This is a genomic window from Stenotrophomonas sp. 1L-E-5-B-C3, from assembly GCF_057292075.1.
Genome location: NZ_JBXAWS010000001.1, coordinates 119,770 through 140,594, shown reverse-complemented (window position 1 = coordinate 140,594; position 20,825 = coordinate 119,770). Strand labels below are relative to the sequence as shown.

The window sequence follows — 20,825 nt, the reverse complement described above, 5'->3', positions numbered from 1 at the left end:
ATGCGCCTTCCAATGACGAAAGCGCATTCAGTTATACATCACAGGTTCTTAACGAAAGTCTGTGGCCTCGGTGGGGCGGTCTGTGCTCCGGTGGGTGCGGACCGTTGGTCCGCACTCCTCCTGCGGGTCAGATCCCTTTCCAACGGAAAGGGATCCTACCCCGGTTGACCGGCCATCAAGGCCGCAGCAGCACCTTGCCGTTGCGGCCCGAACCCGCACCGGCCTTTGCTGCCTGGGCGATGTCGTCCAGCGCGAAGATCTGCTCCACCGGCAGGGTCAGTTCGCCGCTCGCCGCGCACTTCAGCAGTTCGCCAACCAGCCGGCGCTTGTCCTCCACCGCCATCGCCTGGCTGACCTTGCTGCCCCAGAAGCCCTTCACCGTGGCTTCCTTGTAGATCAGGCCGCCGGCGGGAATGCGCATGGGTTCGCCGCTCATCACACCGAACGACACCAGCGTGCCGTGGTGGCCGAGCAGGTCGACCAGATCGCCGCTGGCGTCGCCGCCAATGGAATCCACCGCGGCCGCGGCCTGCGCTTCGCCGGTCGCCTCACGCACGCGATCCTTCCAGCCGTCCACCGAGGTGTCGAACACATGATCGATGCCCAATGCCTGCAACTGTGCGACCGCATCGGCATTGCGCACCAGGTTGGCCACATGCACGCCACGCGCCCGCGCCAGCATCGCCAGCGATTTGCCCACCGCGCCGTTGGCAGTGTTCTGCACCACCCACTGGCCCGCCTCGACGTGCAGGAACTCCAGCAGCATCAGCGCGCTCAGCGGCATCGCGATCAGCTGTGCGGCCATTTCGTCGGGGATCGCCTCTGGCATCGGAATCACCATGCGTGCCGGTGCGATGAAGGCCTCAGCCCAGGTGCCGTGCACCGAGGCGGCAGCAACCCGCTGGCCGATCTGCAGGCCTTCGACGCCGTCACCGACTGCATCGACCACGCCCAGTGCTTCACTGCCAGCGATCGCCGGCAGCGTCGGCTTGTAGCCGTAGAGACCGCGCACGGTCAGCAGGTCGTGGTTGTGGATCGAGGCCAGCACGGTGCGGATGCGCACCTCGCCGGGGCCGGGCTCGGGCAGGGCGGCATCGGCAATGGCAAGGACGTCGGCCGGGTCGCCGAAGGAGGGGTACTGGGCAGCGCGCATGGGCGGTGTTCCGGGGAAAGTTGATGTTGTACCGAACTGGGGACGCAGGCGTTGTCGACAAGGCGCCGCAGGTGCAACACGGCATCCTGCGACTGATCGTCGCGACATGTGTTGATTACCGCATCTTGTGTTGACGGGTTCGGATATCCCCACTATGTTGTGGCCGTCACTCCCGGTCAGCCGCCGCCGCCGGACATGCAGCAAACGTCCCGCGGCCCGCCCCTGAAGGCTTGCCGTGTCGACGCGGCCGCCACCGTGCGGACGCAGGTCGCCCCCACGGCCCGGATACCGGCCGCAGGCGCAGGCAGATGCCGACGACCTACGTTCCCGTGCCTTGGCAATCCACCCGTTCGCCCCGTGCGCCGGTATCGCGTGCAGGGCCGCCATGGCATCGACCGCCAACGCGCGTGCGAGCCTGGAGTTTCACCACCATGACCGACAGTACCTTCCGCGTGGCCGATCTGGCCGGCGCTGGCGACGCCTTGCGCGCCGGTGGCGAGCGCGTGCCGACCTGGATCACCAAGGAGGCCGGCAACCGTCGCCTGCCGTTCGAGGCCGAGCGGCTGCAGCGCAGCATCGATGCCGTGCATGCCGAGTTCCCGCAGCTGGATGTGAGCGACTACCGCCGCGTGGTGCAGGCGATGGTCGAGCGTAAGCCCAGCATCAGCGCCGATGATCTGGTCGATCTGCTGATCCGCGAGGCTGAGTCGCGGGTGGACCTGGTCGCGCCGGAGTGGGAACAGTTTGCCGCGCGCATCTACCTGCGCCGCCTGTACAAGCGCGCCAGCCGCAACCGCTTCTACGACGTTGGACTGAAGTACGGTTCCTACGTGGGCCTGCAGGAAAGCCTGGCCGACCGCGGCATCTACAGCAACGACATCCTGCGCTGCTATTCCAAGGAAGAGCTGCAGCAGGCCGGCGAGATGATCGACCCGGAACGCGACCGCCTGTTCGCCTACAACGGCCTGTACCTGCTGGCCACGCGCTACCTGGCCAGCGACCGCAGCCGTGAGGTCTATGAACTGCCGCAGGAGCGCTGGCTGACCATCGCGCTGTACCTGATGCAGGAGGAAAAGCCGCGCGAGCGGCGCATGCAGCTGGTCGGAGAGGCGTACTGGGCGCTGTCCAACCTGTACATGACGGTGGCCACACCGACCCTGGCCAATGCCGGCAAGGTGGGCGGGCAGCTGTCGAGCTGCTTCATCGACACGGTGGACGACAGCCTGCAGGGCATCTATGACTCCAACACCGATATCGCCCGTGTTTCGAAACACGGCGGCGGCGTTGGTGCCTATCTGGGCTATGTGCGCAGCAGCGGCGCGCCGATCCGTGGCGTGGCCAATTCCTCCGGTGGCGTGGTGCCGTGGATCAAGCAGCTCAACAACACTGCGGTGTCGGTTGATCAGCTCGGCCAGCGCAAGGGCGCGGTGGCGGTGTACCTGGACATCTGGCACCGCGATATCGAAGCCTTCATGGACCTGCGCCTCAACAACGGCGACCAGCGCCTGCGCGCGCACGATGTGTTCACTTCGGTCTGCGTGCCGGACCTGTTCATGGAAGCGGTCGAACGTCGCGCCGACTGGTACCTGTTCGATCCGCACGAGGTGAAGCAGGCCAAGGGCTGGTACCTGCAGGACTTCTACGACGAGAAGCGCGGCGCGGGCAGCTTCCGTGACCGCTACGCCGAACTGGTGGCCGATGAGCGCATCAGCCGCCGCACGGTGAAGGCCATCGATCTGTTCAAGCGGATCATGCTGAGCCAGCTGGAGACCGGCAACCCGTTCCTGTTCTACCGCGACGAGGTCAACCGCCGGAACCCGAACAAGCACGCGGGCATGATCTATTCCAGCAACCTGTGCACCGAGATCCTGCAGAACATGAGCCCGACGCGGATGATCCAGGAGATCGTCAGCGGCGACCAGATCGTCACCACGCGCCGCGCCGGTGACTTCGTGGTCTGCAACCTGTCCTCGATCAACCTCGGTCGGGCGATCAGTGCGCCGGATGACCTGTTGGCCACCGACGTGCTGGAACGCCTGATCCCGATCCAGGTGCGCATGCTCGACAACGTGATCGACCTCAACGCATTGCCGGTACCGCAGGCCACGATCACCAACCGCAAGTACCGCGCCATCGGCCTCGGCACCTTCGGCTGGCACCACCTGCTGGCGCAGCAGGCGATCCAGTGGGAATCGCCGGATGCCGAACAGCTGGCCGACCGCCTCTACGAGCGCATCAACTTCCTGACCATCCAGGCCAGCGCGCAGCTGGCGAAGGAAAAGGGCAGCTACCCGATGTTCACCGGCAGCGACTGGCACAACGGCCGCTACTTCAGTGACCGCGACTACAGCGGCGCGGCCTGGGACAGCCTGGCCCGCGAGGTCGCCACGCACGGCCTGCGCAACGGCTGGCTGCTGGCGGTGGCGCCGAACATGAGCACCGCGCAGATTGCCGGTTCCACCGCCTCCATCGACCCGATCTACAGCGCGTTCTACTACGAGGAAAAGAAGGATTTCCGGCGTCCGGTGGCCGCTCCGGGTTTGTCGCTGGAGACCTGGCCGTACTACGAGAAAGGGGCTTACAAGGTCGACCAGTTCGCCAGCGTGCGCCAGAACGCGCGCCGCCAGCGCCACGTCGACCAGTCGATCAGCTTCAACCTGTACGTGCCCAGCACGATCCGCGCCAGCACGCTGCTGGAACTGCACCTGAGCGCATGGCGCGAAGGCCTGAAGACCACCTACTACGTGCGCTCCAACGACATCGACATCAGCGAATGCGAGTGGTGCTCCAGCTGATCGGCGCGCGCACCGCACGGTAGCGCCGGGCCATGCCCGGCGAGCGCACCGCGCGGGAATCGTATATTCCGCCGGGCATGGCCCGGCGCTACCCCTGCAGGTAAGACCATGGCAACCCCCCTCGACCGCATCAAGATCCTCGAACCGCGCCATCCCAACCGCAGCACCGGCATCATCAACGGCCGCACCAGCGGCATCCTCAACTGGAACGACATCCCGTACCCGTCGTTCTATCGGGCCTACAAGGAGCTGTCGACCAACTTCTGGATTCCCGATGAGGTCGACATGAAGCTGGACGCCCGCCAGTACGGCGAGCTCAACGCACGCGAAAAGAACGCCTACGACTCGATCATCGGCCTGCTCGCCACGCTCGACTCACCGCAGACCCGCTTCATCTACAACGTGGCCGAGTACATTACCGACCCAGCGGCGCATGCCAATGCGGCGATCATCGGTCAGCAGGAAGTGATCCACAACGAGAGCTACAGCTACGTGCTGGCCTCGATCACCGACCTGCCGAACCAGAACCGCATTTTCGAGATCGCCCGCACCCACCCGACCATCATCAAGCGCAACGCACCGATCATGGGTGCGTACGACGACTTCATGCGCGAGAAGACCGCCGAAACGCTGCTGAAGTCGCTGATCCAGTCCTCGATCCTGGAAGGCATCAACTTCTATTCCGGGTTTGCGTACTTCTACAACATGGTGCGGCAGAACCGCATGAACGGTACGGGCAAGATCATCAGCTTCATCAACCGTGACGAGCTGGCGCATACCAAGTTCATCAGCGAGCTGATCCGCGCCATCATCGGCGAGAACCCTGAGCTGCAGACCAACGAGCTGACCGCCTACGTGCACCAATCGTTCGAGCATGCGATCGAGCTGGAGACGCAGTGGTCGTCGGAGGTGCTGGACGGTATCGACGGCATCGACGTGGACGAGATGGTGCGCTACGTGAAGTATCGCGCCAACAAGATGGCCGGCATGCTCGGCATCGAGCGCCTGTACAGCGACACCACCGACAACGTGATGCCGTGGATCAAGGCCTACGCCGACAACTTTACCGAGACCAAGACCGACTTCTTCGAGATGCGCAATGCAAGTTACAAGAAGACCAACGTCGATAACGGCTTCGACGACCTCTGAGCCCAGCGAAGCGCTGAGCATCCTGCTGGTGGTCGCCTCGTTGAGCGGCAACACCCGCGAGCTCGCTCGGCAGATTGCGGAGCGTTGCCGCGCAGCGGGCCATGCGGTGCACTGGCAGGAGGCCGACGACCCGCGCCAGGCACCGCCTCTGGCCGTCGATGAGGCCGACCTGGTGTTGCTGGGCTGCTGGACCGACAACGCCGGCCGCACGCCGTCGGAGATGAAAGCCTGGGTGGCCGGCATCGCCGAGCGCGGCGAGCGGCCACGGCAGCTGGCGGTGTTCGGTACCGGCGAGACGCAGTGGGGACAGGAGTACTACTGCGGCGCCGTGCACCGGCTGATCCGCTACTTCCGCAGCGACTACCCGCCGCTGGAGATTGAACAGATGCCGCATGGCGAACGCCATGCCGGGTCCATCGAGGCCTGGACCGATGCGGTTCTGGCCCATTACTGGAGCAGTACCGATGCAGATCATCGACGCCACCACGCCTGAGCAGTTCCAGCAGCTGCTGGCCGAACACCCGCGGGTGCTGGTGGATTTCCACAAGGACCAGTGCCCGGGGTGCCGGATGCTGGAGATGTCGCTGCACCGCGTGGCCAACAGCGTGGCGGGGCAGGGCACGACCCTGCTGCGCGTGCAGTTGGAAGTGCTGGGGGAGGCATTCTTCCGTGAGCTGGGGTTGCGGCAGACGCCGACGCTCTTGCTGTTCCGTGACGGCGACGAACGCACTCGCCTGGCCGGGTTCCAGTCGCCGCAACAGATTGAAGCCGCCATTGCGCTGCATCTATGACGCAGAGATGGCGGGGTCGGATCCCTTGCCGGAGGCAAGGGCTCTGACCCCCATACCGTGACAAGGGCATCCATGCATGGCGTGGAACTACCTGGGTCAGAGCCCTTGCCTCCGGCAAGGGATCCGACCCCGGCATTGGCGTCACCCGCCGGCGAAGGTATCCACCAGCAGCTTCACGTTCAACACCACGATCACCAGCGCGATCACCCAGGCGATCGCTCCCAGCCAGCGCGGGGCCACCAGCGCGCCCATCGTCACCTTGTCGGTCACGATCCGCACCAGCGGGATGATCGCGAACGGCAGCTGCATCGACAGCACCACCTGGCTCAGCACCAGCAGCTTTACCGCACCCTGGTCGCCGAACAGCATGATCACCACCACCACCGGAATGATCGCCAGCGCCCGCGTGATCAGCCGACGCAGCCACGGTGGCAGGCGCAGGTGCAGGAAGCCTTCCATCACGATCTGGCCGGCCAGCGTGGCGGTCACTGTCGAGTTCAGGCCGGAGGCCAGCAGCGCAATCGCAAACAGCGTCGCCGCCGCGCCCACGCCCAGCATTGGTGCCAGCAGCTGGTGCGCCTGTTCGATGTCTTCCACATCAAATCGGCCATTGGCATGGAACACCGCCGCCGCCAGGATCAGGATGCTGGCGTTGATGAACAGTGCCAGGGTCAGTGCAAGGGTGCTGTCGGTCACTGCCCAGCGCAGGGCGCTGCGCCGGCCTTCATCGGTGCGCGGGTAGGCACGGGTCTGCACGATGGACGAGTGCAGATAGAGATTGTGCGGCATCACCGTGGCACCAATGATGCCGATGGCGATGTACAGCGCGTGCGGATCAGTTACCACCTGCGCGCGCGGAATGAACCCGCCCAGCACTTCCATCACCGGCGGTGCGGCCAGCGCGATCTGCACCATGAAGCAGGCGAAGATCACCATCAGCAATGCGATCACGAAGGCTTCCAGCGCACGGAAACCGCGGTTCATCAGCAGCAGCACCAGCAGCGTGTCCAGGGCGGTGATCACCGCGCCCCACAGCAACGGCAGGTCGAACAGCAGCTTCAGCGCGATCGCGGTGCCGATCACCTCGGCCAGGTCGCAGGCGATGATCGCCGCCTCGCACAGCGCCCACAGCGCCAGGTTCACCGGCTTCGGGTAACGCGCGCGGCAGGCCTGGGCCAGATCCATGCCGGTGGCGATGCCGAGCCGCGCCGACAGCGCCTGCAGGATCACTGCCATCAGGTTGGAGATGAGAATGACCGACAGCAGCAGGTAACCGAAGCGCGAACCGCCGGCGAGGTCGGTGGCCCAGTTGCCCGGGTCCATGTAGCCGACCGAGATCATGTAGCCCGGGCCGAGGAAGGCCAGCAGGCGGAACCACCAATGGCCCTTGTCGGGCACCGCCACCGAGGCGTTGAGCGCGCCCAGGCTGGCCGGAGTGGAGGCCGAAGGGTCGCGGGGTGCCAGGGTGTTCATGGGTCCGAATATAGCTCCTGCTATAGTCATTAGCAATGTGAAACAATCGTCTTTATCGCGTTACTGGTCCAGAATTCAGGTTCAACACCGGATCACCCCGGAAGGACAGGCGCAGGCGTGGGCAAGACCGACGATTCGACATCGCTGAAAAGCACCCCCTTGATCGAGGCCGAGCGCCAGGTCGAGAGCTTCCGGCAAGTGCGCGAGGCGCACCGGATGGAGCTGGTGGAGGACTATGTCGAGCTGATCTCGGATCTGCTGGCTGACGGCGGCGAGGCCCGCCAGGTCGACATCGCCACCCGCCTGGGCGTAGCCCAGCCCACCGTGGCGAAGATGCTGCGGCGGCTGGCCCGCGACGGTTGGGTGGTGCAGCGTCCATATCGTGGCGTGTTCCTGACCCCGGAAGGCGAGGCGCTGGCCCATGCCAGCCGCCAGCGTCATCAGACCGTGGAGCGTTTCCTGCTGGCGCTGGGCGTGGACCCGGATACGGCACGGCGCGATGCCGAGGGTATCGAGCACCATGTAAGCGAGCAGACGTTGGCGTTGTTCGAGGCGTTCGTGCGCAAGGCCGAGGGCGAGGCGCCGTAACGGTAGCGCCGGGCCATGCCCGGCGGCTGTTCGCGCGGTGATGGAATGAGTCGAGCGTGGCTCGACTCTACAGATCGGGCGGACAATGGGCCTGCTGCTGCGCGCACGCCCGTTTCGTCCATTCCTTCAACACGGGTTGCAGGCCTTCGTAACGCCGGCCTTGCCAGCCATTGGCCAGCACCCTGCCGTCTGCATCGATCAGCACCAGATTCGGCGGTGCCAGCCCAGCCAACGCCTGTAGTGCCGGCATGCGCGCGGCGCGGCGCGGGTCCAGCACCGGCCACGGCATCTCCTGCGCATGCATGTAGCGGCGCAGCGCGGCCTCGCTCTCATCCAGGCTGACGTACACCACTTCGGTATCGGCCCCGGCTTCGCGCAATGCGTCGCGCACGCTGCGCAGCGTGGGTACGAAGGCATGGCACGGTGCACACCAGTCGGCGCCGAAGTACAGCGCCACCAGCTTGGGTGGCGATGACCATTGCATCGGCCGCAGCGAGCGCTGTTCCGGCCGCATCAGCGAGGCCGAGACCTGCGCGTGCAGGTCCGCAGCCATCGCCGGTGCGGCCAGCAACACGGCACAGGCCAGCAACAACGCTCGTAGTGGCTTAGAACGCATAACGCAGGTTGACGTACCACGAGCGCGCGAAGCGCGGCCCATAGACATAGTCGCTGTCCCGCAGCGCGCCCACTTCCAGATCCTTCTGGCGCTGGTCGAATACGTTCTTGACGCCTGCGGCCACCGACACTTCCTGCTGCGCCTGCGCGCCCAGGTGACGGTGCCAGCGCGCACCCAGATCGGTCACCAGGAATGAACGCGTGCGGTGCAGTTCGCCTAGCCGGTTGTTCAGCACCGACATCGGGCCGGTGTGGCGCAGCGCGACGAAGGTCTCCCACGGCTCGGCCGGCATCCAGCTGAGCTGGGCCAGGCCGGTCCAGCGTGGGGTCTTCAGGTAGTCGCGGCTTTCAATGACGGTGTCGCCGCCGTCGCCGGTGTCGTCGAAGATGCGCTGCGGTTCGCGGAAGCGCGAGCGGTACCACGAGGCACCCGCGGTCAGGCGCCACTGTGGCGACGGCTGCCAGCCGAGGTTGGTTTCCGCGCCCAGCACATTGGAGCCGGACGCGTTGTAGCGCAGCTGGCTGAGCTGGCCGTCATCGCCGCGCTGGATCTCGCCCAGTGCGAAGGTGTCGCGGATACGGGCGTACGAGGCGGTGGCATCCCAGCTCCAGACCGGATTGGCCGGGTCAGAACGCCAGTCGAAGCCGAACAGGGTGGTCAACGCGCGCTCTTCCTTCAGGCCGTCGGTGTTGCGCACGCGCACCTGTTCGCCACCCAGCGTATCGACATGCACATCCTCAACGAAGATCTCTGGGGCACGGAAGCCGGTGGCAATGCCGGCGCGCCACTTCAGGTTGGGCGTGGCCTGCCAGGCCAACGCGATGCGCGGCGAGAACACCGCGCTGTCCAGCTCCGAGCTCTTGTCCACGCGCGCACCCAGCACCAGGTCAACGTTGTCGCGCAGGCTCCATTCGTCCTGGATGAAGGCGCCCAGGTTGTGGAAAGTGGCATCCTCCAGCACCGCCAGGCGATGCCCGTCACCGGTGCGGTTGTCGTCGCGCAGCGCCTCGTGCTTGTACTGCACGCCGAAGGCCAGCGCGTGCGCCCCCAACCGCCAGTTCAACTGGCTGTCGATGTAGTGCAGCGGGTTGTGGGTGCGGCCGTACTGGCGCCACGAACGCGAGGCCGCGCTGCCGGCCACGTTCGGGTCCAGCTGCGACGGGTCATAGCCGGGCGCAGACGGATCGGTGACCACGTCGCCCAGGCCGCCATAGAAGCTGTCACGGTCGATGTCGGCGAAGGCATAGGCCAGGCGGAAATCGACGTCGGCATTGATCTCCTGATCCCACGACACGCTGCCTCGGCGGTACTTCGTATCCAGCGATTCGGCGATGTTGGCCAGGTACTCGGGCTGGTCCAGGCGGTTGCCGCCGCGGCGGGTTTCATCGGTCAGTTGCAGGTCCAGGCGCAGCCGTGTGCCCGGTGTGGGCGCATACCAGGCCTGCAGTCCGCCGACCTTGAGGTTCTTGCGGGTGATTTCGGTGTAGCCGTCACCGTTGTAGTCGATGCCGCTGTTCCAGTTGCGCTGGGCAATCACCGACAGCCCGGCATCGGCGTCCTTCGCCACCAGGTCTAGGCGCACGTCGGCATTCTTCTGCGGTGTGCCCTTCAGCACGTCCACACCGGCCTGCACATGGCCACCGCTGCGCGCCGGCAGCGGGGGAATCAGGTTGATCACACCGGCCACCGCGCCCGGCCCATAGAGTGCCGAGCCGCCGCCCTTGACCACTTCGATGCGGTCGACGAAGCCGGCCGGAATCTGTTCCAGCCCGTACACGCTGCCCAGCGTGGACAGCAGCGGAATGCCATCGAACAGCAGCTGGTTGTAGGCACCGGGCAGGCCCAGCAGCTGCACTTCGCTGGTGTTGCAGTTCTGGCAGTTGCTTTCCACGCGCAGGCCGTTGATCAGCTCTGCGGCACGCGAGAAGTCAGTGGCCGCGCGCAGCGCGATGTCTTCCTTGCGCAGCACTTCGGTGCGGATCGGGACATCGGACAGCAGGCGTTCGCTGCGGGTGGCAGTGCTGACCTTGACCTGCACACGGTCCAGCTCGGTCGGCTTCGGTGTGCCTGCCAGCGCAGGCAGCGGCAGGGTCAGGGCGATGGCGGCAGCCAGAGGCAGCCGGCGGGAAAGGGGTCTGGAAACGGGCATGAGGGCGTCGTCCTTGGGAGAGGAAAGGCGGCGAGGGCGACCTGGCTGACGCGTATGAAAGCAGAGGGTTATAGATATAGCAATGGCTATATAAATAAGTCCGTGCAATCACGAAGCCGAAAGCAGGATCAGAACATCGCGGACGACAGTGTTATAACATTACAAATCAACGCCAGAACCCTGCCGGATGTCATGCCCGGCAGGGTGCGAGGGAAATCGAGGAACGCCGCCCCGGTCTGGCCCCGGGGCGGCGAGGGGCTTACCAGGCGGCGCGCAGGCCCACCTGGGCACCGTGGTTGCGATAGCCGCTGTCGCCACGCTGCACACGCAGGTCACCCCATGCGCTCCAGCGCTGGCCCAGCTGCAGCTGGGCACCGGCCTGCACTTCGTAGCGGTTCTCCGGCGTCTTCGCGCTCAACGACTCACTGTTGAAACGCATGGCCTCATCGCGCTGGCCACGCAGCCAGTTCGCCGCCAGGAACGGCTGCACGCGGTTGCCCTGCAGCGTGCCCTGGCCAAACAGGCGTACGCCGAGGCGGCTGTTGAGGCCGCCGCCGCGACCATCCTCGACCGTGGTGCCATTGTTTTCGATCAGGCTGTCACCGTCGTAGTCGGTCCAGGTCAGCTGCGCCTGCGGCTGCAGGTACAGCGTGCTGGCCTCACTGCTGCGAATGGCCCACGCATAACCGGCTTCCAGCGACGCACTGCGGGTCCTGGAATCGTAGGTCTCGCGGGCGATGCCTTCGCCCTGCACCTCGTTGTCGAAGCGCGCCGCCTGCAGCCAGCCGTCCACATACAGGCCGGCACTGCTCTGTGCATCCTGCACCCAACCCAGGTAGACACCGGCCGACTTGCCCTTGACCTTGCCACGCGTGCCATAACCGCTCAGCGTCGACTCCGCCTGCGTGGTCGCCTCGCCAGTGCCGAGCATCACGCCGACCTGGCCACGGCCATCGCCCCAGCGCCAGACATCGCTGCCCAGCTGCAGGGTGTTGATGTGGGTACGGGCATCGACCTGCCCAGCCACGTTCGCCTGCAGCTGGTCACGCCCGGCGCGCACCCAGGTGCCGATGCGGGCGCGGTCGAAGCCGGGCTCGCCGCGGTCGTGGCGGCGCAGCTGGAACATCTGCACGGCCGCGGCCTGGTTGGCCAGGTACGCGCCCGGCTCCGGACGCAGCACGGGGACCGGATCGACGGGATTGACCGGGTCCACCGGATCGACCGGATCGACCGGGTCAACAGGATCGACCGGATCCGCCGGACCAGTGCCCTGGCACTCCGGCAGCGCCGGATTGATGTCGCACGGATTGCCGGTGTAGGCCGAGGTCAGGTACCAGTTGCCGTTGGTCGCGCCCGGAGTGCCCTTGCGCAGGAAATACTCGTACATGCCGCCGATGGCGCGGCCCTGCAGCGCGAGGTGACCATTGCTGGCACCGTCCACCTGCATCAACGGAATGCCGTTGACGGTCTGTGCACCAGCGCCGGCAATGTTGTTGACGGTGACCTGGGTGGTGCCGCTGGTATTGCCGGTGACATGCACGCGCGAGCTTGCTGCGTCGTCGCCGGCCAGCACCGTGTTGAAGTGCAGGGTGCCGCCATTGCCGGCGTAGTTGCCGTTGACGGTCAGTTGCGGATAGGCCGCCGTACCCGCAGCACCGAGGAAGATATTGCTGCCTGCACCCAGGGTGAGGTTGCCGGTGTTGCTGTCGCCGGACAGTGTCCAGCGGCCGCCCTGGTCGACGATGACGTCGGCCGGGCCGAGGATGCGGCCGGTGAGGTCGAGGCCGTCAAGGAAGCGCAGCGTGCCGGTGGCGGTATCGGCAATGGTGATGTCGCCCTTGAGTGTGGAGGTGCGGGCGGTGACGTCGAAGTGGGCGTTGTCGCGGGTGGAGATGATGACGCCATTGCTCCCCACCAGAGTCGCACCATTCTGTATCAACAGCGTATCCGGACGGGATACAGAAGGCAGATGAGCGCCGAACAGAATGGCGCTGCCGTTGCTTGCTTCGATGTGTGAACCATCGACCATCACGCCCCAGTCGGCGAGATTCTCTTCGATGGTTGGGCTCGAGAGGATCAGGATTCCAGCTGTGACTCCGTTGACCGTCGAGCCATTGCGCAGCGAAACGGAGCCCGCACCGACAGAGACCCCATACGTACCGCCGGAAATGGTCGAACCGTCTACATCAGCGTAGCCGCCGGCGAGCACCTGCAGTCCGATGCGTGTGGAAGTGAGTGAGCTGTCGATCAACGACACTCTGGGGTAGGGGCGTCCATTGCCATCGACAGCGCCTGATCGTGCCAAACCAAGGGCCGGGCCGGTTGTGGCGCTCAGCACCGAATTGCGGAAGACCGCTGTTGAGCTCCGTACGAAATTGCCTGTGGTTGACGTGAAGCCAGCACCATCTGCGTTGATGATTGTCTGTTGTGTGCCGCCTGCAGAGAACGAGTCCAGTGCGCCCATGCGGGCGCCGAGAACATTGGCGGTTCCTCCATGGACGGAGAGATTCTGTCCCTCGAAAGCACTTCCTGGGGTGATGGTGACGGTCTGGCCGGGGCCGACGTCGACAGCATTTGCGGTGCCCATGGCGGCGAGCATCAATGAGCTGGCTACGGCCAGACCCAACCGCGAACGGACAAGCGTGGAAGGAAACTTCGGCGTGAACTGCATCATGCGCATGGGTGTTTCTCCTTGAAGCTCATTGGGGTGGACCCGCATCCGCAGGACCGGAGGCGGCACTGTGCGGATCGGGTCTTGCCTGGGCCATGCAATTAATCTGAAACGACTGCAGCGGCACTTGCCGGATTCAAACCCCGTTCAATAACTCACCAAGCTGAATGGAGCGCGTGGTCTGAATAATTCAGCGTGCGTGAGAGCGCAGTGAATGGCGCGTGCAGGATGCTCAAGCTGCGCATCTGCAATCTAAATCCGTGACAGCGGCCACGGTTCATCGGCGCCGTGGCGCTGCGTGGCGGGCTTCATGGAGCTGGGGCGGGTCAGGGCCCTTTCCTCTGGAAAGGGATCCGACTCAGGGGCCTCGATCAGCCGCGGCGGAACGCGGCGGGGGTACGGGCGCCCACGATGATCATGCGGATCATTGTGGAGATCTGTTCAACCAGCTCCGGATCCTTCTCCGGTGGCAGGTCCATGGCGGTGGCACCCATCGCGAACACCAGCCGGGTGATGGCCTTGGCCACCAGTTCCGGGGCATGCAGTACGGCGCCATCCAGTGCGGCCAGGCGCACCAGGTCGTGCTGCAGCTCTTCCTCGAAATAGTGCAGCTCGCGTTCGACCGCGTGCTTGAAGTCGTCCGAGCCGACTGCGCCCTCGCGCAGCAGCACGTGCAGCAGCTTGTCGTCGGCGCGCAGCTGTTCCATGAAGGTCTCCACCGAGACCCGCACCACGCTGGTGGCGGTGGAGGTGGCGCGCTGGCGAGCCTCGCCGATGATGGTGCGCAGCGAGCGGCCGGCCGCATCGATCAGCGCCACGGCCAGTTCGTCCATGTCGCGGAACTGCCGGTAGAAGCTGTTCGGCGCGATGCCGGCCTCACGCGCCACTTCGCGCAGGCTGAGCGTGGACAGGCTGCGGTGCGGCCCGATCAGTTTCAGGGCAGCAGCCAGCAGATCCTCGCGGCTCACCGTACGGCGGGCCGGGCTGTTGGCATCTTCGGGCGTCGACAAGGCGGTGGCGGCGGCCATGGGGGTTCCGGTGGGGCGAGGCTGAATCATACCCAATCCGGTTCAATATACACATGTATACACAGGTGTATGTGCGCCCGTATAGTTCGCTCATGAGCGCTGTCGTCCGTCCGTCCCTGTTCTCTCCGTACCGCTGGGTCTCGCCGTCGCTGTTCGATTTCTGGGCGGGCCAGCTCAATCCCCTGTGGACCCTGCGCGAGCCGGTGGCCCGCCTGGTCCGGCGCGAGCCGGCCGGCGAGGGCGCGGCGACCTTGGTCCTGCGCACCAACCGGCACTGGGCCGGCATGCGCGCTGGCCAGCACGTCACCCTCGGCGTCGAGATTGAAGGGCGCCTGTGGCAGCGCAGCTACAGCCCCACCGCACTCGGTCGGCGCGAGCTGGCGATCACCGTCAAGGCGATCGACGGCGGCCGGGTCAGCCAGCATCTGGTCAATCATGCGCAGCCGGGCGAACTGTTCCGCCTCGATGCCGCCTTCGGCGAATTCCAGTTGCCGGCCGCGGCGCCGGTGCTGCTGCTGGCGGCCGGCAGTGGCATCACGCCGATGCGCAGCCTGTTGCGCGAGGCCTGCCAGCGCCCGCTGGCCGCGCCCGTGGACCTGTTCTACTGGGAGCGCACCGCTGCCCATCTGCAGTTCCGTGATGAACTGCAGGCGCTGGCCGCAGCGCATCCGAACCTGCGCGTGCATCTGCTGACCACCCGCGAGGGTGAGGCGCCGGCCGCGCGTATCGATACCCATGATCTGCTGGTGCCCGGCGATGACACGCCTCTGGCGCAGCGCCATGTGCTGGCCTGCGGCCCGGATGGATTCGTTGCCGCCGCGCGCGAGCGTCTGGCGCACCAGGTGGCCGGTTTCCAGGCCGAAGCCTTCACACCGCCGGCGCCGCTGCGCGATGCCAGCAGCGAAGGTGAGGTGTCGCTGACGCTTGCGCGCAGTGGCCGCCAATTGAGCGTGCCGCGTGGTCGCTCACTGCTGGAAAGCCTCGAAGCCCATGGCATCAAGCCCAAGCATGGCTGCCGCATGGGTATCTGTAACAGTTGTAGTTGTGATCGCGTCAGTGGTGCCACCCGCCACCTGCGCACCGGCGACCTGCAGTCCGAATCGGCGCAGCCGGTGCGGATCTGCGTGAGCGCGCCGACCACCGACCTGACCCTGGATCTCTGAGGACCCGTTGCCATGACCCGCGCTACCGACCGTGCTCTGAGCACCACCGAGATGCAAGCCTTCGGCCAGGAACTCGATGCGATCCGCGACCGCGTGATCGGCAGCCTTGGCGCTTCCGATACCCGCTACATCCGCCGCGTGGCCGCCGCCGTGCGCTGGTTCGGCGTGGGTGGCCGTGGCCTGCTGTTCGTGGCGGCGTTCTCGCCGTTGTTCTGGATGCCGCTGCTGTGGCCGGCCGCGATCACCGGCACGCTGCTGCTGGCGCTGTCGAAGATCCTGGAGAACATGGAGCTGGGCCACAACGTCATGCACGGCCAGTTCGACTGGACCGGCGACCCCAAGCTCAATGGCAACACCTACGAGTGGGACATCGTTGCCACCGCCGACAACTGGCGCAAGACCCACAATTTCCGCCACCACACCTACACCAACGTGCGTGGCATGGACGATGACATCGGCTACGGCCTGCTGCGCATCTTCCCGGAACAGCGCTGGAAGCCGTTCTACCTGCTGCAGCCGATCATCGCGCCGATCTTCGCGCTGCTGTTCCAGTGGGGCGTGGCCGCGCAGGACCTGCGCCTGGGCCGTTGGCTGAAGGGCCGCATCAGTGGCCGTGCGATGTGGATGCAGACCCGCCCGGTGGCGCGAAAAATGGCCCGTCAGGTGCTGAAGGACTACGTGTTCTTTCCGCTGCTGGCCGGCCCGTTCTTCCTCACCGTGATGCTGGGCAACATGGTAGCCAACGGCCTGCGCAACATCTGGACCTACGTGATCATCTTCTGCGGCCACTTCACCGCCGAATCGGAAACCTTCCCGAAGGAATGCCTGCGCAATGAGTCGCGCGGCCATTGGTACCTGCGCCAGCTGCGCGGTTCGTCCAACATCAGCGGCGGCTTCCTGATCAACGTGCTGTCGGGCAACCTCAGCCACCAGATCGAGCACCACTTCTACCCGGACCTGCCGGCCAACCGCTATGCGGCCATCGCCAAGGAAGTGAAGGACATCTGCCGTCGCTACGGCCAGCACTACAACAACGGCTCGCTGCCGCGCCAGTTCGGCCAGGTGGTCTGGCGCATCCTGCGCCACGCGTTCCCGAGCAAGCCGCGCCGCCTGCCGATGTCGGACATCATGTCCGCACCGGCATCGGCCAACGCGGGCTGATCGACTCAGCCCGCCTTCGCCAGGTCCGCCTGCTCGCGGTCCAGGCGGCGCAGGAATACCTGCATTTCCTTGCGTGCCTGCTGGTCGCCCTTGCTGCCGGCCACGCTCAAACCGCGTTGCCACGCCTCGCGCGCCGCCTGCGGCTGGCCACTGGCCAGCCAGGCCTTGCCCAGCAGCTTCCACGCTGCCGAATACTGCGGATCAAGGACCACGCAACGGCCCAGATGGGTCGCTGCGCGCACCGGGTTGCCGGCATCCAGCCAGCCCTTGCCCAGGCCGAAGCGCAGCAGCGCGCCGTCCTTGCCGCTGGCCAGCATGCATTCCAGAGCCTCGATGTTCATCATCGCACCTCCACCAGCAGCTCGGCCGGTCCGGGCTGGAAGCGGCCGCGATGGAACAGCAGCGGCGCGCCTCCGTTCTCGTGCACTTCGATGATGCGGCCGGCCAGCAACAGGTGATCGCCCACCGGCCACTGTGCGTGGCGGGTACAGGTGAGATGCGCTACCGCGCCGGCGATGCGTGGCGGGGCGTCCTCGTCGTCATCCAGCAATGCGAGGCCGTCGAAGCGGTTGCGTACCTGCGGATCGGCAAAGCGCCGGGCCAGTGCTTCCTGGTCGGCCGCCAGCACGCTGATCGCAAAGCGGGTGGCGCGCTGGAAGGTGGACAGGCTCTGCGCGTGCAACGCCAGGTTCCAGAGCACCAGTGGCGGCTGCAATGACACTGGCACGAACGAATTGATGGTTAGGCCGATGGGCTTGCCCTGCGCATCGCGCGCGCAGACGATGGCCACGCCGGTGGGGAAATGGCCGAGCAGCCGCCGTAGGGCACGCGGCGGCATCTCGACCGACGGCACCGGGGCCGGGGCGGGGAAGACCCCCGCCCACGGCCCGGCGTACGGCAGTGTCTCGCCGCTCATGAGGCCCGGGCCTGGCGGTAGCGCCGGCCGACCTCGGCCCAGTTGATGATGTTGAAGAACGCACCGATGTAGTCCGGGCGGCGGTTCTGGTAGTGCAGGTAGTAGGCGTGTTCCCAGACGTCCAGCGCCAGGATCGGGGTATTGCCGGACAGGCCGACCGTTGCACCCATCAGCGGGCTGTCCTGGTTGGCGCTGCTTTCGACTTGCAGGCGGCCATCGCGATCGCTGGTCAGCCAGGCCCAGCCACTGCCGAAGCGGGTCTGCGCAGCCTTGGTGAAGGCCTCCTTGAAGGCATCGAAACCGCCGAGGTCGCGGTCGATGGCGGCGGCCAGTTCATCATCGGGTGCACCGCCGTTGGCACTGAGTACGGTCCAGAACAGGCTGTGGTTGGCGTGGCCACCGCCGTTGTTGCGGACTGCGCCACGCTGCGCCTCCGGCACGGCATCGAGGTTGGCGATCAGCGCCTCGACCGGCTGTTCGGCAAGGCCGGCCTGCTCGATCGCGGCATTGAGGTTGTTGACGTAGGTCTGATGGTGCTTGCTGTGGTGGATTTCCATCGTGCGCGCATCGAAGTGCGGCTCGAGGGCGTCATAGGCATAGGGGAGCGGGGGAAGCGAGTACGACATCGAAGCAATCTCCGTGGGGAAGGCCAGAGGGGCTGGCCGTGGGGAGATTGTTATCGCACCTCAACATTGGTTGAGGTCAAGAGATCAAGAGGTCAAGACGGAGGCGTGGTAGTGCCGGCCGCTGGCCGGCATTCAGCGAAGGTCGGGTTGCCGGCCAGCGGCCGGCACTACCAGAACCCGCTTTCCGAACCCTCACCGGCGCGCTGATGCGCTGCCCGCGCTCGCAGGAAACTGTCCGGTGGCGGGGGGGAGGGGCTGGCCGGGACCGTTGGCGCCATGGATGGCGCCATCGAGCCCCCAAGGATGGGTTCACGGCGTGTCCCGGCCAGCCCCTCCCCCCGCCACAACCGATATCAACAAAAGCGCCGGCCGGCGAACCAGCCGCCAGCGCTTTCATCAACTCAGCTCAACCAGTCCTTACAGGCGCCATCCACCTGCTCGCCGCACGCCTGCTGCATCCGCTGCTGCAGTCGCGCCAGTGTTTCGGCGCCCTGGTGCTTGCCGCTCCACGCCTTCAACTGCCCGGCCAGGCGCTCGAAACGCTGGCGGGTACGCTGGTGGTAACCCGACGGCTGTGCCTCCAGCTCGGCGATCAGCGACGCGGTCGCCTGCTCGATGCGCGGTGCATCGTCCGGCGCCAGCTTCAGCAGGCCTTCCACGTACAGCACGCCCCATTGCACGCGGGTGGCCGGGCCCTGCGCACCATCGTAGGCGCGCTTCAGCCACTCCAGCGCACCGGCGGTGTCGCCGCGCTGCTCGGCCAGTTCGGCCAGTTCGGGCATGTAGTAGTACGGCTGCTCGCTGCGCTTCAGCTCGGCCAGCAACAGCGCCTCGGCACCCGCGTCGTCACCTACCTCGCGCAATGCGTACACCGCGCTGCTGATCGTGGCCTGGCGTGCATGCGCATCGGTGGCGGCGGCATCGGCAGCGGCCACGCGCTGCTTGACCCGCTCGACCAGCGCCGCGGGCAGCGCGCCCTTGGGCTGCTGCTGGCGGGCCAGCGATACTTCGGTCAGCGCACGCGACAACGCGTCGTCGGCGCGATCACCGCGCTCGGCGTCTGCACGCTCCAGTGCGACCAGCAGCTGCTGTCCGAGCGTGTTGCTGGTGGCCGGCCCGGCACTGGCCTGCTTGACCAGCTGCACGCCTGCATAGCCGAGCAATTCACGGTTGCGGCGCACTTCCGCCGGTTGTGCCAGTACGGCCTGCAGCAGCTCGCGCACTTCGGTGGGCGAGGCATCGGGCTTTTCGGCTGTGGCCAGAGCCAGCAGGGCGAAACGGCGCTGCAGGGCGGCGTCGGGTGCCGCCTTGGACAACTGGCGCAGCACGTCCTGGCTCCTGCGCTCGCCGGCCAGGCGGTTGGCGTCCACTTCCCAGCCATAGTCGCCCAGCACCTGCCAGTCTTCGGCGGCCAGTCGGTCCGGCGTTGCCAGCGCGGTGGCCAAGGTGGCCGCAACAGCACTGCGGCGGCCGGCGGCGACGGTCAGTGCCCGGGTCAGTTCGGCGGCGTCATTGCCACCGGCCACGCGGGTGATTTCGTTGCGCTGTGGGTCCAGCACGATCAGGGTCGGATAGCCGCGTACGCCGAAGCGTTCGCCCCAGGCCTGCGCACCTTCCTCGTCGCCATCCAGGTAGACCGGAACGAATTTGCTGGTCAGCGCGATGAAGGCCGGGTCCTTGAACAGGCCCGCCTTGAGCTGGTTGCACGGCGGGCACCAGACCGCACCCCAGTACAGCAGCACCGGCTTGCCGCTGTCGGCGGCTTCGGCGAAGGCATCGTCCACATCGCCCTGGCGCCAGGCGATGGTGGATGCCGGCGCGGGTGCCTCGGCAGAGTTGGCGGTGGATACCGGGGCCGGGGTGCAGGCGCTCAGCGCCGAAGCCAGCAGCAACACGGAAAGCGCGACGCGCATCGGCAGCATCTCGAAGGGCAGGGTGACAGGCCATTGTAGGAACCGCCGGGGAGCCTGCTGATTCAGTTTGCTTATGACAGGCGTGCCGCAGGGCATGACGCCCACCGGGCATTGCCGGGCGGATGCCTTCAGGCCGCTGCCCGCACCATCTGCTGGTACACCAGCCCGTTGATCTCGCCGACCTCGCCATCCAGCACAAAGCCATAGCGCAGGTAGGTAGGCACTGCATTGAGCGAGGCGCGCACCGTCAGTACCGGCTCGCGTACCTGCGGCAGCACGGCTTCGAACAAGGCATGGCCGATGCCTTGGCCCTGGCAGGCGGGATCGACGAACAGCATTGCCAGGTGCCGGCCCTCCTTCAGTTCGACCATGCCGATTACGCGCGCATCCTGCTCGGCCACCAGGATGTGGTTGTCACCCTGCAGGCGTGCACCAAACGCATCGGCTGCAGCGACACTGCCGAAGGTGGCGATGCCGGCCGCGCTGAGAGACGGCGCCACTGCCTCGTTGAACGCGGCCAGGCATACCGCGCTGATCGCAGGCAGGTCATCGGCGTGGGCAGGGCGGATCCTTGGCATGCAGTGTTCTTCCTGTAGTGGGCGGCGCATCATCGTTGCCGCAGACCTGCAGGCT

At 66.2% G+C, this 20,825-nt stretch carries 18 protein-coding genes; 7 read left to right on the top strand and 11 right to left on the bottom strand.

Translation table 11 applies throughout. The features are described from left to right. Window positions 1–175 precede the first annotated feature (175 nt). Complete coding sequence (locus tag AC0Z6F_RS00620) at window positions 176–1,153, bottom strand: zinc-binding dehydrogenase (RefSeq protein WP_485616484.1); 978 nt, start codon at window positions 1,151–1,153, stop codon at window positions 176–178. 431 nt (window positions 1,154–1,584) lie between these two features. Here AC0Z6F_RS00620 and AC0Z6F_RS00615 point away from each other — a divergent pair, with 431 nt between their 5' ends. From AC0Z6F_RS00615 to AC0Z6F_RS00600, 4 genes are all read left to right on the top strand, one after another. Next, window positions 1,585–3,948, top strand: coding sequence for a ribonucleoside-diphosphate reductase subunit alpha (locus AC0Z6F_RS00615; protein WP_100434828.1), 2,364 nt, complete (start codon window positions 1,585–1,587; stop codon window positions 3,946–3,948). A 108-nt stretch (window positions 3,949–4,056) separates the two neighbouring features. Beyond that, complete coding sequence (locus AC0Z6F_RS00610; RefSeq protein WP_024957408.1) at window positions 4,057–5,097, top strand: ribonucleotide-diphosphate reductase subunit beta; 1,041 nt, start codon at window positions 4,057–4,059, stop codon at window positions 5,095–5,097. Between the two features lie 25 nt (window positions 5,098–5,122). Beyond that, window positions 5,123–5,590: a flavodoxin gene (locus AC0Z6F_RS00605; protein ID WP_485616563.1), complete on the top strand. Its 468-nt coding sequence runs from the start codon at window positions 5,123–5,125 to the stop codon at window positions 5,588–5,590. After that, on the top strand, window positions 5,562–5,888 hold the full coding sequence (locus tag AC0Z6F_RS00600; RefSeq protein WP_012511318.1) for a thioredoxin family protein: 327 nt from the start codon (window positions 5,562–5,564) through the stop codon (window positions 5,886–5,888). The genes AC0Z6F_RS00605 and AC0Z6F_RS00600 overlap by 29 nt, the downstream gene beginning before the upstream one ends. A 141-nt stretch (window positions 5,889–6,029) precedes the next feature. Here AC0Z6F_RS00600 and AC0Z6F_RS00595 read toward each other — a convergent pair whose 3' ends face one another. Further along, a complete protein-coding gene (locus tag AC0Z6F_RS00595; RefSeq protein WP_485616487.1) occupies window positions 6,030–7,361 on the bottom strand; it encodes an Nramp family divalent metal transporter in 1,332 nt (443 codons plus the stop codon). Window positions 7,362–7,478: 117 nt separating this feature from the next. Between AC0Z6F_RS00595 and mntR the strand changes: the two genes are divergently transcribed. Next, complete coding sequence (gene mntR / locus AC0Z6F_RS00590; protein WP_006372477.1) at window positions 7,479–7,949, top strand: manganese-binding transcriptional regulator MntR; 471 nt, start codon at window positions 7,479–7,481, stop codon at window positions 7,947–7,949. Window positions 7,950–8,016: 67 nt separating this feature from the next. Here mntR and AC0Z6F_RS00585 read toward each other — a convergent pair whose 3' ends face one another. The 4 genes from AC0Z6F_RS00585 to fabR all read right to left on the bottom strand — a co-directional run bounded on the left by AC0Z6F_RS00585 (window position 8,017) and on the right by fabR (window position 14,413). Then, window positions 8,017–8,565 (bottom strand): thioredoxin-like domain-containing protein, encoded by a 549-nt coding sequence (locus AC0Z6F_RS00585; protein ID WP_448123126.1) that lies wholly within the window; start codon window positions 8,563–8,565, stop codon window positions 8,017–8,019. After that, a complete protein-coding gene (locus AC0Z6F_RS00580; protein WP_485616488.1) occupies window positions 8,555–10,714 on the bottom strand; it encodes a TonB-dependent receptor plug domain-containing protein in 2,160 nt (719 codons plus the stop codon). The genes AC0Z6F_RS00585 and AC0Z6F_RS00580 overlap by 11 nt, the downstream gene beginning before the upstream one ends. A gap of 259 nt (window positions 10,715–10,973) precedes the next feature. Further along, window positions 10,974–12,971 carry an autotransporter family protein gene (locus AC0Z6F_RS00575; RefSeq protein WP_448123124.1) on the bottom strand — a complete coding sequence of 666 codons (1,998 nt, stop codon included), beginning with the start codon at window positions 12,969–12,971 and terminating at the stop codon, window positions 10,974–10,976. A gap of 785 nt (window positions 12,972–13,756) precedes the next feature. After that, on the bottom strand, window positions 13,757–14,413 hold the full coding sequence (gene fabR / locus AC0Z6F_RS00570) for an HTH-type transcriptional repressor FabR (RefSeq protein ID WP_005409961.1): 657 nt from the start codon (window positions 14,411–14,413) through the stop codon (window positions 13,757–13,759). Window positions 14,414–14,505: 92 nt separating this feature from the next. Here fabR and AC0Z6F_RS00565 point away from each other — a divergent pair, with 92 nt between their 5' ends. Further along, window positions 14,506–15,576, top strand: coding sequence for a ferredoxin reductase (locus AC0Z6F_RS00565; protein ID WP_050559890.1), 1,071 nt, complete (start codon window positions 14,506–14,508; stop codon window positions 15,574–15,576). Window positions 15,577–15,588: 12 nt separating this feature from the next. Continuing rightward, on the top strand, window positions 15,589–16,737 hold the full coding sequence (locus AC0Z6F_RS00560) for a fatty acid desaturase family protein (protein WP_006372458.1): 1,149 nt from the start codon (window positions 15,589–15,591) through the stop codon (window positions 16,735–16,737). A 5-nt stretch (window positions 16,738–16,742) separates the two neighbouring features. Here AC0Z6F_RS00560 and AC0Z6F_RS00555 read toward each other — a convergent pair whose 3' ends face one another. From AC0Z6F_RS00555 to AC0Z6F_RS00535, 5 genes are all read right to left on the bottom strand, one after another. Beyond that, window positions 16,743–17,078 carry a tetratricopeptide repeat protein gene (locus tag AC0Z6F_RS00555; RefSeq protein WP_032129997.1) on the bottom strand — a complete coding sequence of 112 codons (336 nt, stop codon included), beginning with the start codon at window positions 17,076–17,078 and terminating at the stop codon, window positions 16,743–16,745. Then, entirely contained in the window at window positions 17,078–17,653 is a 576-nt protein-coding gene (locus AC0Z6F_RS00550) for a flavin reductase family protein (RefSeq protein WP_033833194.1), read from the bottom strand. Before AC0Z6F_RS00550 ends, AC0Z6F_RS00555 begins: the two co-directional genes overlap by 1 nt. Further along, window positions 17,650–18,279 carry a superoxide dismutase gene (locus AC0Z6F_RS00545; protein WP_197585033.1) on the bottom strand — a complete coding sequence of 210 codons (630 nt, stop codon included), beginning with the start codon at window positions 18,277–18,279 and terminating at the stop codon, window positions 17,650–17,652. The genes AC0Z6F_RS00550 and AC0Z6F_RS00545 overlap by 4 nt, the downstream gene beginning before the upstream one ends. Before the next feature lie 401 nt (window positions 18,280–18,680). After that, window positions 18,681–20,201 carry a thioredoxin family protein gene (locus AC0Z6F_RS00540; RefSeq protein WP_485616491.1) on the bottom strand — a complete coding sequence of 507 codons (1,521 nt, stop codon included), beginning with the start codon at window positions 20,199–20,201 and terminating at the stop codon, window positions 18,681–18,683. Between the two features lie 119 nt (window positions 20,202–20,320). Beyond that, on the bottom strand, window positions 20,321–20,770 hold the full coding sequence (locus AC0Z6F_RS00535; protein ID WP_485616492.1) for a GNAT family N-acetyltransferase: 450 nt from the start codon (window positions 20,768–20,770) through the stop codon (window positions 20,321–20,323). Between the last annotated feature and the right edge of the window lie 55 nt (window positions 20,771–20,825).